The following is an 11,587-nucleotide window of genomic DNA, read 5'->3' on the forward strand; positions in this document are numbered from 1 at the left end:
GTGACATGAGATTCCTCAGGCTGCGAGCAGGCCGTGCCAGCGCGTGTCGCGCGACGACGGGCGGCGATGCAGGCGGCGGTCGAGCAGTTCACGGGCCTTCACGGTCTCGCGGCTGCGCATCAGGGCGAGGAGCAGCATGTCCTCGATCATCTCGCGCTGAGCGCCGCTGCCGCCGATGCGCACGACCTCTGCCGCGGCTGGCTCCAGCATACGGGCGCAGGCCGCATAATCCTCCTCCGCGAAGGAAAGCGCCGCGCGGCAGATCGCCGGCACCACCGGCCCTGCGGCCAGGCCGCCCGCCGCGATGAGGTCCATCTGGGCCCTTACGCGCTCCTCGACGGCGGTCTTGTCTCCGGTCGCCGCCGCGATGAGCGCCATGTGGACGTCGGCGAAGGCAAAGCCGGCCTTCTGGAAGTAATTTTCCGAATAGGCCGCTGCATCCTGCCACAGCTCGGTCGGCACCGTGTGGCCGTAGGCCTTCAGCCGCCACAGGAAGGAAGCGGTGTCGCTGACCACGTTGACCGGCATCCCGGCCGTCACCGACGGCTGGATGCAATCCGCGTAGATCGCCAGCGCCTGCTCGGGATCGCCGCGCTCGAGGGCTCCGAGGGCCGCGTGCCACGCGATGTGGCCATGCAGGATACCGGCACGGTCGTAGCCGGGCAGCCAGCCGGCGATCAGCCGCTCCGCCTCGTCATGCGCGCCGCCCTCGTACATGGCGTGCGAGAGCGCATGCGCCGCGTTCGCATTGTTTTTCCGCAGGTCGAAGCCGCGCTGCGTGAGGGCGCGACCATGCGCGACGTTGCCGTTCTCCGCATGAGACCAGCCCCGGTAGGTCAGGAACCACCAGTCGTCGGCGTCGAAGTGCCGGGCGTGGCGCTCGCACAGATCCACGCGCGCCTGGTCGTGGTCTGCCATTCCGGAGAAGGCGAAGAGCCCGAAAGCGCCGAGAGGCAGCGACAGGATCAGCACATCCCGGGGCCAGGCGTCGGCATGGGCGAGCGCCCGCTCCAGCGCCTGGGCGGAGTTGCCGCTGATGGCGAGCGACAGGATCGCCACATGGCTGCGCTCCCGCTCCGTTCCCCGCCGGGCAACGACCCCTTCCGCCGTCGCGATCCGCGCCTTGGCCTTGGCCGGTTCGCCCCGGAAAGCGTGCAGGCGGGCGCGGGCCGCGTAGGCGAGAGCGAAATCCGGGTCGGCCGCGATAGCCTCGTCCAGGGCCTCCGCAGCGCCGGGCCAGGCCGAGAGGAGCAGGTCGACGCCCTCCCGGTAGCGGTCGGCCGCGCGGTCGAAGATGGTCGAGAGGGGCAGGCCACGGCTGTCGCGGCGGGTCATGGCAGGGTCCTCGGACTGAGATCGGGTGCATATCGGCGCGTCGTTGAACCGACTATAGTCGGCCGCTGATCGTCCGTCTTTTGACAGACTGCCAGATCGTGTAGAATAACCGCCAATCTGGAGGCTGCCATGGCATGGGAGACCATCGAGGCGCCACCCGGCGTGGCCCCACCCCGACCGATGACCGTGCGGGCGCAGTCGATCCCGGCGCGCCACTCCTTCCCCGAGCACGCGCATTACTGGAATCAGATGGTCTACGCGATCTCCGGCGTGCTGACGGTGGCGGTCGAGGGACATTCCTTCGTGATCTCGCCGGAGCAGGCCGTCTGGTTGCCGACCGGCCTGCATCACCGGGTCGGATCTCTGCTCGGGGCGGAGTTTCGCTCCCTCTGGATTGCCGATGAGGCCGGGCATGGCCTTCCGACGGCTCCGACCGTGTTCGGCGTGACGCCGCTCCTGAAGGAACTCATCGTGGAGGCCACCGCCATCGAGGGGGAGGAGGATCATGACGGCTATGCCGGCCGTGTGACGGACCTGATCCTCGACCAGCTCCGGCGCGCGCAGCCCCTCCCCGGCGCGCTCGCATGGCCCCCCGGGGGATCGCCCCTGATGGCGCTGTGCGAGGCGATCTACGCGGATCCCGCCGACCGACGCGGCCCAAGGACATGGGCCGCGGAACTCGGGATGTCGGAGCGGACGCTCGCCCGCCACTTCGAAGCGGAGGTGGGCATGAGCCTGCGGACATGGCGCCGCCGCCTGCGGCTGTTCAAGGCGATCGAGCTCATGGGCGGCGGTCTGGACGTGACCCGCACGGCCATGGAACTCGGCTACGGCTCGACATCGGCTTTCGTGTACGCGTTTCGGACCGGGATGGGATGGAGCCCTCAGGCCTACATGCGCCGGGATAGGGCAGATCGATAGAACCGCAACCGATCGAACTCGGCCGCTCCGATGAGATGAACCGGCGGCGATGCGGAATTTCTCTCAGCTGTTCCGCAGCGCGAGGACCTTGGACGAGCGGGCGGCTGAACCGGTCGAGGACCGCAATGCCGTCAGCCTTTGTAGGCGACGAGGACCGCGCCAGCAGCGATGAAGGCGACTCCGATCCAGTTCGGCAGCAGGAGCCGCTCGCCCAGGAAGGCGGCGCCGAAGACGGCAACCAGGACGACACTCAGTTTGTCCAATGGAGCCACGCGCGCGGCGTCGCCGAGCTTGAGAGCGCGGAAATAGCAGATCCACGATGCTCCGGTCGCGAGCCCGGATAGCACAAGGAAGATATAGCTGCGGCCCGACACCGATCCGAGCGGCTGCCACTGCCCCGTTCCGATCAGGATTGCCGCCAGAACGCAGAGGATCACGCATGTGCGGATGAAGGTCGCGAAATCGGAGTTGATGCTCTCGATCCCGATCTTGGCGAAGATGGCGGTCAGTGCGGCGAAGGCCGCCGAGAGCAGCGCCCAAAACTGCCATGACAGAAAGATTGGTCTCATGATGCAACCTCGTACGGGTGGGCGGCGGATCCTGTATTGCTCGGCCTCCGCCTTTCGGGCCCCATGAAGTGGCATGATCGCTCACCGCGCAGGAGGAAGGCCTTGGCGTATGAACGAGAAACGTGGCGGAGATTGGAAGCACTTCAATCAAAGGCAGTTTAGATATCTTCTAAGTAAATGATTTCATTGTCTTATTCCTTGACATTCATAACGTCCTCGGCTGTCCTGAGGCAGACACCGTGCACGTCACGAACCTGATGCCCGTCAATGCGAGAGAGCCCATGGACAGGAATGAACATGCGCCCCGGCCGAAAATCACAGACGTTTGCACGGATCAGGCTGAGATCCTTGCTCTCACAGTCACGCGCTTTATCGCGGCCGGCTACATGACACAAGATGTCGCCTGCTGGGATGCGGGTCATCAATGCGCCGAAGACGCTCTCGGCTATGTGGATGGCCCTCGGCTCGTCGCTGCGATGGCGGGCGTCGTTCGGGCGCTGCGTGCCGAATGGCAACGGCCCTGGCAATTCATGCCTGCAAGCTGTTGTCGCATCACTCAGGACGAGATGAGCCTCCTGAGAGCTCTCGCTCAGGCCAGGGGCCCCGTCCCGGCTCCTCCCGCACCCGCAACGGAGGACCTTGCGAAGGAGGCCGACGCTCCACGTTTGGCGGCTGCCTTGAAGGCTGCTGCCGGAACTCTCGCGAGCCTTGGACCGCCGCTCGTACCACCCGTCTCTCGGCGAACCGTGCCGACCCTTCTGCACTGAACGATGCCCACTCCGATGCTCCCTTCTTGGAAAGGTCGCATCGTTGTGAGCGGGCCCGAAGGGCCACGTTCGTGAAAACCGGGTCCGCTTATCCGTGCTGGGCGACGATCGACTGACTTCAATGGTGACGCGGACATCGCCCGCGGTGCCCTCAGCCGAGTCTCGGTTCCCTAAGGACGGCGGAGATAAGCATCGACCATGAGCGTACCGGTCGATGCGCGTTCCACATGAATACCGACGCCGTAGGCCGCCTCGATGGCTTCTCCGGACAGGACCTCGTCCGGAGGGCCGTCAGCTGCGATCCGACCGGCCTTCAGCAGCATGAAACGCTTGGCGAAGCGGCTTGCAAGACCAAGATCATGCAATGCGACCAGCGTCACGATGCCCCGGCTTTCCGTCACCCGCTGCACGAGTTCCATCACTTCGAGCTGCCGCCTCAGATCGAGCGCGCTCGTAGGCTCGTCAAGCAGCAGGATCTGCGGATCCTGCACCAAGGCCTGGGCCGCTCCGACAAGCTGTTGCTGTCCGCCCGAGAGGTCCGTCACCGGCCGATCGGAGAGCAGACCGATTCCGAGCTGATCGAGAACGTCCTCGACGCGCATGAGATCGGAGGCGGACGCACGCCCTCCCCGACCGCTCTTACGGGCGAGCAGCACCACGTCGAAGACGCTGAGCGCAGCCCGCATGCCCACATGCTGAGACAGGAAGAATACGGCCTCGTGGCGCCGGGCGCTGCTGAGCCGAACCAGATCGATGTCGTCCAGGACGATCGAACCCGTCCGAGGCTTGAGCAGCCCGGCAATCAGGCGAAACAGGGAGGACTTGCCGACCCCGTTCGGTCCGACGACGGCTGTAATCTCGCCTCTGCGGATGTCCGTCGCCTCGATGTCTTCAAACAGCGGCAAGTGCCGATAGCCGAAGCTCAAGTCTCTGATCGTCAGGCTCATCGCCAGCTCTCCCGACGCACGGACAGGATCAGGCTCAGGAAGAACGGCACGCCCACGAGTGCCGTGATAATGCCGATCGGATAGATCACGCCGGGCGTGATGGCCTTGGACAGCGTCGAGGCGACCGACAGGATGATGGCCCCGGACGCGGCGGAAACGGGCAGGAAGTAGCGCTGATCTTCTCCCACGAGCATCCGGGCGATGTGAGGCCCGACAAGGCCGATGAAGCCGATCGTTCCCACGAAGGCTACGGCCGTCGAGGCCAGGATAGAGATGCAGGCGAGCATTTCGAGCCGAAGGCGCGCCACGGGGACGCCTAAGCTCGAGGCCCGCTCGTCTCCCATGGTCAGTGCCGTGAGCATCCAGCTGCGTTTCATGCAGATCGGAATCACGAGCGCCAGGAGGACGATGCAGACGGCGATCTTGGTCCAGGTGGCGCGGGCGAGACTGCCCATCATCCAGAATATGATCTGCTGGAGCTGCGTCTCGGAGGATTGATACTGAATGAAGGCGAGAAGCGCGTTGAAGGTGAAGAACATCGCGATTCCCACCAGCACGAACGTTTCGATCGTAACGCCGCGCATGCGCGTGAACAGGAACAGGATCACGGATGTCGCAAGAGCGAACAGGAAGGCGTTTGCGGTCACCAGAAATGCACCTGCAAAGGGGACGAGGCTGACGCCGACGGCAATGGCGAGCGCCGCCCCGAAGCTCGCCGCCGACGAGATGCCGAGGGTGAACGGATCTGCAAGAGGATTGTTCAGGATCGTCTGCATCTGGGCTCCCGCTATGCCCAGCATGGCGCCGACGAGGATCGCCATGATGGCCACCGGCAGGCGCACGTTCCACACGATGACGTCGAGCTTGTCCCCATAGGAGCCGGGATTGAGGATCGTGCCCGCGACTTCCGCCGGCGAGAAATGGCCCGGGCCGACGGACACATCGATGACCAGTGCCAAGGCCAGGAGGGCAATGGCTCCTGCCACATAGGCCAAGCGTTGCAGGGTGCGGCGATGATAGCGCGCCCCTGCTCCCGTGCCGACGCTCAACTCAATCATGAGGAATGCTCTCTTCGAAAGAATTCGGTGCGGAACTGTGGTCCCGCGCCATGAATGCTACTTCAGCTCGGTCCAGAAAATTCCAGTCAGCGGAATCGGCAGGAACTTGTCGTGCAGTTCCCGGAACGTTGCCTGGGGATCGAGATTCTCGAACTTGTCCGGATGGATCCACTTCGCCAAAGCCTGGATGGCGACGAAGTGGTACGGGCTCTGGTAGAATTGATGGTAAATCGCCATCACCTTCTTGCTCTTCACGGCGGAAAGCTCGGCAAAGCCCGGACGCTGAACGAGGCCGCGGATCTGTTCCTGCGCCTTCTCAGGTTGGGCCTCGTAACCGAGCCAGACGGCTTTATTGCCGGGGTTGGACTTCGACCAGTTCGCGCCGGTCATCAGCAGATAGGTCGGGTCCTCGACGATGATCTTCTCCGGATTGACCATGCCGCTCGCGCCGGAGAAGAACTTGGATCCCCAGTTCAGGCCGCCCGCTTCCGAGACGAATTCGCCGAAATTGAAATTGCCGAAGGAGCGGCAGCAGGTATCCGGCTCCAGGCCTGCTGCCTGCTCGGCGAAGACGAGGGGCCGCTCGTTCTGCTTCAGGCGGTTCGTGACGTTGTAGATGCGGCGCATCTGCCGAGTGTAGTAGTCGACGAATTCCTGCGCCTGATCCTGACGGTCGAAGACACGGCCCAGGAGCAGCATGCTGGGAACGGCATTCTGTGTTGGCCGTTCGCGGAAGTCGATGAAGATGGTCGGAATGCCGGCCTTCTCAAGGTTGTCGAGAATGCCCGTTTCCTTGGCCTTGTCGTAGAATCCGAGTGACAGGACGATGAGATCGGCATCGAGCGCGACCGCCTTTTCGACGCTGAAATCGCTCGACGCGAGGGCACTGACGAGGGTCACGTTCTTCGCATCCGGTACATTCGCCAGATACTGGTTCCAGGTATCGGGATCGAATTTCGGCAAATCGTCGCCGATGGCCGCCAGTTGCGCGAAGGGATGCTCCTTATTGAGGACGACCGTCGCGTAGAAAAGGCGCCCCTCGCCGAGAATCGCGCGCTGGACTCCTTTCTTCACCGTGACCGTGCGACCTGCCAGATCGGTCACTTTGATCATCGCATCGGCGGCCCGACCGGGGCTTGCCAGCCCCAAGGCCATCAACGCGAGTGATAGGGCCAGGATCGCACGCTGGACGAGCCTGGACGGGAATGCGTTTGGCATCTGTGTGGTATCCTCAATCGAAGGGTTCAAGGCCCTTGGTTGAATGAAGTCCCGAGGCCGGCGTCAGCTTCAGGGTTTGCGGGCCTGGATCGCATAGCGGTCCTGGCTTGCCCGTTCGAGTTGTTGGCGCAGAGGCATGTTACGCCACTGGCCGCGATGGATGGCCGACAGGTTCCGGTCGATGACCACGTCCCGGAACCCCGTCGCCCGCAGGAGATCGGCAATCCGGTCCGCGCGAGCCCCTGACGAAAAGTAGACCTGCCTGAGGATGCGGTTGTGCGTTTCCATATCCATCCCGGGCCGTGGGGGAGCGGGCGAAATCTTGGCCATCAGCCTGGCCATGGAACGCAGGGCACGGGCCTTCAAGGTTCTCGGCGCACCCGTGTCGGCGTCGACAACGAGAAGGGTTCCACCCGGCTTCAGGACGCGGAACCATTCCGCGAAGGCTTCCGGCGGATCGACCAGGGTCCAGACCAGGTGGCGCGTCACCACCGCGTCATAGGCTTCATCCGCCTCCAAGGTCTGTTCGGCGTCGCCGGCGATGAAGCGAATCCTTGCGTTGCGCTGACCTGCCTTCGCGCGGGCCCTGGCCAGCATGGCGTCCGAAAAGTCGAGGCCCGTCACCTCAAAGCCGAGGTCGTGAAGGAGGTGCGAGATCACGCCCGTGCCACTGGCAAGGTCCAGAACGGGCCTGCCCGCCCCTTCACCGAGATGCTGCCGGAACAGCGCAAGCCAGCCGTTGCGCTCCTCTTCGTTGAAGATCTCATGACCGGGCGAGAGGTCGAACGTTTCCGAGCGCCTGCTCCAGTAGTCACGGATATCGTCCTTGAGGGACCAATTGAGAGAGGCTTTGTCCATCGAATGGTTCTATGTCGCGTTTGCGTGTGCAGTTGCGTAACAGGCCACCCCAAAGATGTCACTAGGTAAATCAAAATTTATACATTGCAATACTGGATTATAATTATTCTAATTACAGCTTTGTCTCACTTTAGATCTGTTCTATCCTGTGGATCTAAGTATTTGTGCGCGACACAAGATCTGTTCTCGAACGAGCTGCGATCCGGAACTGAGCCTCCATCTTTCGAGCAAGGTTCATTCCACAACCGGCTTCCCAGCGATGACGCGCATGGCTCGACAACGGGCAGGCACTTCGCGAGCCTGCTTGGACGGGGGAGCGGAGGGGTGCATACTGACCGTATCACCGGCCGATCCGAACCTGTAGGCACCGGTGGCTGAGAGAGACGTGCGCTCCCGCCTGCATGGCTGAGGAGTGTCGTCATGAACGACCTCCAACGAGAATACCAGGACCTGGTCCAGGCGGATCGACATCTTGCGGCAGGCGAGCAGCGCATTGCCGAGCAACTCGCCCTGATCCAGAGGATGGTCGAGCAAGGCTACGAGACCGCCAGAGCGAAAGACCTGCTGCGTTTGCTGGAGGAAACCATGGTGGCCTGGCGGGACCACCACCAGCTCATCCTGGATACGATCGCCCGGCATGAGCGGGCGCTATCCCGCCCTCCCCTGGCAGATCCTGGGCCAAAAGCTCCTTAACCTGTGCCGATAGGGCCTGCCCTGAGATGATCCCAGGACCTGACATGATCCCACGTGGAGAGAACCATTGGACAATGACCTCTTCTTATGCAGTCGGTCCTACAATCAGAAGGACCAAGCTTAGGGGCAGGCGCAAGGACACAGTCGGGTCCTGCGCCGTGCCGGCAACATGGGTGAATTCGTGTGTTGCAAGGCAGGAACCCACGTAGCGGCGCGAATGCAGGAAGAGACCAGGACCGGGTACAGCCAACCGGGCAGAAGAGCGTCGAAGCGGAGACGGGACGCCGGTTCCCACGTCAAACGCGTTTTCTCACGTCAGGCCCATATCGTCTTGAAACACAATCCGCAGGGGCCATATCTCATTGCTACGGTTGCGCGCACCATCCAATCTGCTCCTGTTCCGGCACTCGAAGTCGCTATCGCATACCAAAATGCTCAGAGTGCGGCTTGCTGAACCGACCACCGGCCCTAGAACCTGCGGTTAACTTAACCTGGATTACGGCAGCGAGGCCTCAGATCGAGTAACTGGAGGACAGGTCGTCACAGGCCCGAACCGGATCTACCGACGAGGTTGACCTATTCGCACTGGAGGCTATCGCCCAGATGACGATGGATCAGGTCCAAGGATCTCAGCCCACCTCCACTCCCCTCGAGCGGGACGCCCGCTTGGTGTCCGCCGATCAAAGGGTTGCGCCGAGCGAGATCGCGATCGGTGTCGTCATCGGCCGAGCCGCGGAGTATTTCGACTTTTTTGTTTTCGCGATCGCTTCCGTGGTGGTGTTTCCCAAGGTGTTCTTTCCCTTTGTGGAACCCGTGACGGCGACGCTCTACGCCTTTGCCATGTTCTCGCTGGCCTTTATCGCCCGGCCGATCGGTTCGGTGATCTTCACCGCGGTCGACCGCCGGTACGGCCGTGGCGTTAAACTCACGATCGCGCTCTTCCTGCTCGGCTTCTCCACCATGGCGATCTCCTTCTTGCCCGGCTATGCGCAGATTGGAGCCTGGTCCCTGTATCTCCTCGGCATTCTCCGGATCGGCCAGGGGCTCGCGCAGGGCGGTGCCTGGGACGGCCTCGCTTCGCTTCTCGCGCTCAATGCGCCCATCGAGCGACGCGGCTTCTACACCTCCATCCCGCAACTCGGCGCCCCGCTGGGCTTCATGGTCGCCAGCACCCTGTTCTCGTTCTTCATGCTCAACCTGACAGAAGCCGATTTTCTGGATTGGGGCTGGCGCTATCCCTTCTTCTGCGCGTTCACCATCAACGTTGTGGCCATATTCGCGCGGCTGCGGCTGGTGGCTACCGAAGAGTTTTCGCGCCTTCTCGAACAGCGGCGGCTCGACCCCTCGCCCATCATTCCACTGCTGCGGACCCACGGGCGCGTCCTCGTTGTCGGCGCACTGATCCCATTGGCGAGCTTTGCCCTGTTCCATCTCGTCACAGTGTTTCCCATCAGCTGGATTACCCTGTTCACCCAACGTTCGGCAGGCGAGTTTCTGATGGTTCAATGCTCCGGCGCCTTTATCTGCGCCGGCGCCGTTGTGGCCTCGGGCCTCATAGCCGACCAGATCGGCCGCCGGAGGCTCCTCCTGATCTCGGCCGGTCTCATCGCTGTCTTCGCCATCTGCAGCATCATCGCTCCCCTGGTGGTCGAGGAGAATGCGATCGGTCAGACGATCTACGTCAATGCCGGTTTCACTCTGCTCGGCCTGTCCTACGGGCAATCCTCCGGCGCCATCACGTCGCAACTCGATCGGCGCTACCGCTACACTGGCGCAGCGCTCACCAACGACCTCGCCTGGCTGCTCGGGGCAGGCTTTGCACCATTGATCGTCTTGTTCCTGTCGGCCCGTTACGGACTTGCCTGCGTGGGCCTGTATCTGCTGTCGGGGGCAGTCACGACCCTCGTGGCGCTTAGCCTGTCCCGCTCGGAAATCCGGCAGGTTTGAACCATGCGGAAGTCGTTTCATCCATTTCGTAGGCATCCATTTGGTAGGAATGCGTCTCACCCTCCGAGCGGAACCCTGAAGGGCAAAGTCCTAAGGGGCCTGGCTCTGCTCACCACCTCGGCGCTGCTCGCCAGCTGCAGCATGGTCGTCATGAACCCGTCTGGCGACGTCGCGGTCCAGCAGCGCAATCTCATCATTGCATCGACGGCCTTGATGCTGCTTGTCATCCTGCCGGTGATCGCACTGACCTTCATCTTCGCCTGGCGCTATCGTGCGTCGAACCCGGACTCGACCTACGATCCCAATTTTCACCATTCGACCCAGCTTGAGGTGATCATCTGGACAGTGCCCCTGCTCATCATCATTGCGTTGGGCGCCATGGCTTGGATCGGCACGCACACGCTCGATCCCTTCAGGCCGCTTAGCCGGCTCGCACCCAACAAGCCCGTACCTGCCGATGTGAAACCCCTGACGGTCCAGGTCGTCGCGCTCGACTGGAAATGGCTGTTCATTTATCCCGAATTCGGGATCGCGAGCCTGAACGAGATGGCCGCGCCGGCGAACGTGCCGGTCACGTTCAAGATCACGTCCTCCTCCGTATGGAATACGTTCTACGTTCCCGCCCTGGCAGGCATGATCTATGCCATGCCGGGCATGGAAACGAATCTCCACGCCGTCATGAACCACGAGGGCGAGTTCAGCGGCCAATCGGCCCATTACAGCGGCTCGGGCTTCTCCCGCATGACCTTCGGCTTCCTCAGCCTCAGCCAGCACGGCTTCGACGAGTGGGTGGCGAAGGTGAGGTCGACCGGAACCCCCCTCGACCGCGAGGCCTACCTCAAGCTCGAAAAGCCGAGCGAAGCGGAGCCGGTCCGCTATTTCGGGTCGGTGGATAGCGGTCTCTATGATGCCGTTCTCGGCTTATGCGTCAGGCCGGGTCAGATGTGCGTCAGCGAAATGCACCATATCGACAGGACGGGCGGCGCAGCCGACGAGAGCGCGGCGAACCGAGCGCGTCTCGACTACGACAACCGCCGCCTGGAAAGCGGCGACGAGCCATCCGGAGCGACGTTTCCTGCCTCGGGTCGCCCGCCACAGGGCTCCGTCCAGCCCCAGGGCATGATGCCACGGGATCAAGATTTGAGTCGCGGCGGCGTCAACACTCCCAAGACCGAGCCCGACCAGGGACAGGGCAACGCTCTTCCGGGCGCGAACAGGGAGCCTGCGCCGGCCCAATTGAACAACCGGCCGACCGATAGCCACGAGCACTGATT

General features: G+C 63.0%; 10 protein-coding genes. 4 read left to right on the forward strand and 6 right to left on the reverse strand.

The window, feature by feature from the left end:
• Positions 1–15: 15 nt before the first annotated feature.
• Positions 16–1,335 (reverse strand): tetratricopeptide repeat protein, encoded by a 1,320-nt coding sequence (locus RE429_RS21435; RefSeq protein ID WP_414475365.1) that lies wholly within the window; start codon positions 1,333–1,335, stop codon positions 16–18.
• Between the two features lie 129 nt (positions 1,336–1,464).
• Here RE429_RS21435 and RE429_RS21440 point away from each other — a divergent pair, with 129 nt between their 5' ends.
• On the forward strand, positions 1,465–2,256 hold the full coding sequence (locus RE429_RS21440; protein ID WP_414475366.1) for an AraC family transcriptional regulator: 792 nt from the start codon (positions 1,465–1,467) through the stop codon (positions 2,254–2,256).
• A 131-nt stretch (positions 2,257–2,387) separates the two neighbouring features.
• On the opposite strand, the gene RE429_RS21445 is transcribed toward RE429_RS21440, so the two are convergent.
• From RE429_RS21445 to RE429_RS21465, 5 genes are all read right to left on the reverse strand, one after another.
• Positions 2,388–2,825 (reverse strand): EamA family transporter, encoded by a 438-nt coding sequence (locus RE429_RS21445; RefSeq protein ID WP_414475367.1) that lies wholly within the window; start codon positions 2,823–2,825, stop codon positions 2,388–2,390.
• A 937-nt stretch (positions 2,826–3,762) separates the two neighbouring features.
• Positions 3,763–4,539, reverse strand: a complete 777-nt coding sequence (locus tag RE429_RS21450) for an ABC transporter ATP-binding protein (protein ID WP_414475368.1) — start codon at positions 4,537–4,539, stop codon at positions 3,763–3,765.
• The gene (locus tag RE429_RS21455; RefSeq protein WP_414475369.1) at positions 4,536–5,597 is read right to left on the reverse strand and encodes a FecCD family ABC transporter permease; all 1,062 of its coding nucleotides are present in this window, start codon (positions 5,595–5,597) and stop codon (positions 4,536–4,538) included. The genes RE429_RS21450 and RE429_RS21455 overlap by 4 nt, the downstream gene beginning before the upstream one ends.
• A gap of 57 nt (positions 5,598–5,654) precedes the next feature.
• The gene (locus RE429_RS21460; RefSeq protein ID WP_414475371.1) at positions 5,655–6,815 is read right to left on the reverse strand and encodes an ABC transporter substrate-binding protein; all 1,161 of its coding nucleotides are present in this window, start codon (positions 6,813–6,815) and stop codon (positions 5,655–5,657) included.
• Positions 6,816–6,884: 69 nt separating this feature from the next.
• On the reverse strand, positions 6,885–7,673 hold the full coding sequence (locus RE429_RS21465; protein ID WP_414475372.1) for a class I SAM-dependent methyltransferase: 789 nt from the start codon (positions 7,671–7,673) through the stop codon (positions 6,885–6,887).
• Between the two features lie 420 nt (positions 7,674–8,093).
• Here RE429_RS21465 and RE429_RS21470 point away from each other — a divergent pair, with 420 nt between their 5' ends.
• The 3 genes from RE429_RS21470 (at position 8,094) to cyoA (ending at position 11,585) form a co-directional block, all read left to right on the forward strand.
• A complete protein-coding gene (locus RE429_RS21470) occupies positions 8,094–8,366 on the forward strand; it encodes a hypothetical protein (protein WP_414475373.1) in 273 nt (90 codons plus the stop codon).
• A 603-nt stretch (positions 8,367–8,969) separates the two neighbouring features.
• Positions 8,970–10,313 (forward strand): MFS transporter, encoded by a 1,344-nt coding sequence (locus RE429_RS21475; protein ID WP_414475374.1) that lies wholly within the window; start codon positions 8,970–8,972, stop codon positions 10,311–10,313.
• A 141-nt stretch (positions 10,314–10,454) separates the two neighbouring features.
• Positions 10,455–11,585: a ubiquinol oxidase subunit II gene (gene cyoA, locus RE429_RS21480; protein ID WP_414475375.1), complete on the forward strand. Its 1,131-nt coding sequence runs from the start codon at positions 10,455–10,457 to the stop codon at positions 11,583–11,585.
• The last annotated feature ends 2 nt before the right edge of the window (positions 11,586–11,587 follow it).

The organism is Microvirga sp. M2, assembly GCF_047497095.1.
Classification (GTDB): Bacteria; Pseudomonadota; Alphaproteobacteria; order Rhizobiales; family Beijerinckiaceae; genus Microvirga.

Bases quoted from the DNA above. Each gene is read 5' to 3' on its own strand.
- RE429_RS21470 (WP_414475373.1), top strand. From the start codon at position 8,094: ATGAACGACCTCCAACGAGAATACCAGGACCTGGTCCAGGCGGATCGA.
- cyoA (WP_414475375.1), top strand. From the start codon at position 10,455: ATGGTCGTCATGAACCCGTCTGGCGACGTCGCGGTCCAGCAGCGCAAT.
- RE429_RS21450 (WP_414475368.1), bottom strand. From the start codon at position 4,539: ATGAGCCTGACGATCAGAGACTTGAGCTTCGGCTATCGGCACTTGCCG.
- RE429_RS21445 (WP_414475367.1), bottom strand. From the start codon at position 2,825: ATGAGACCAATCTTTCTGTCATGGCAGTTTTGGGCGCTGCTCTCGGCG.
- RE429_RS21435 (WP_414475365.1), bottom strand. From the start codon at position 1,335: ATGACCCGCCGCGACAGCCGTGGCCTGCCCCTCTCGACCATCTTCGAC.
- RE429_RS21460 (WP_414475371.1), bottom strand. From the start codon at position 6,815: ATGCCAAACGCATTCCCGTCCAGGCTCGTCCAGCGTGCGATCCTGGCC.
- RE429_RS21440 (WP_414475366.1), top strand. From the start codon at position 1,465: ATGGCATGGGAGACCATCGAGGCGCCACCCGGCGTGGCCCCACCCCGA.
- RE429_RS21475 (WP_414475374.1), top strand. From the start codon at position 8,970: ATGACGATGGATCAGGTCCAAGGATCTCAGCCCACCTCCACTCCCCTC.
- RE429_RS21465 (WP_414475372.1), bottom strand. From the start codon at position 7,673: ATGGACAAAGCCTCTCTCAATTGGTCCCTCAAGGACGATATCCGTGAC.
- RE429_RS21455 (WP_414475369.1), bottom strand. From the start codon at position 5,597: ATGATTGAGTTGAGCGTCGGCACGGGAGCAGGGGCGCGCTATCATCGC.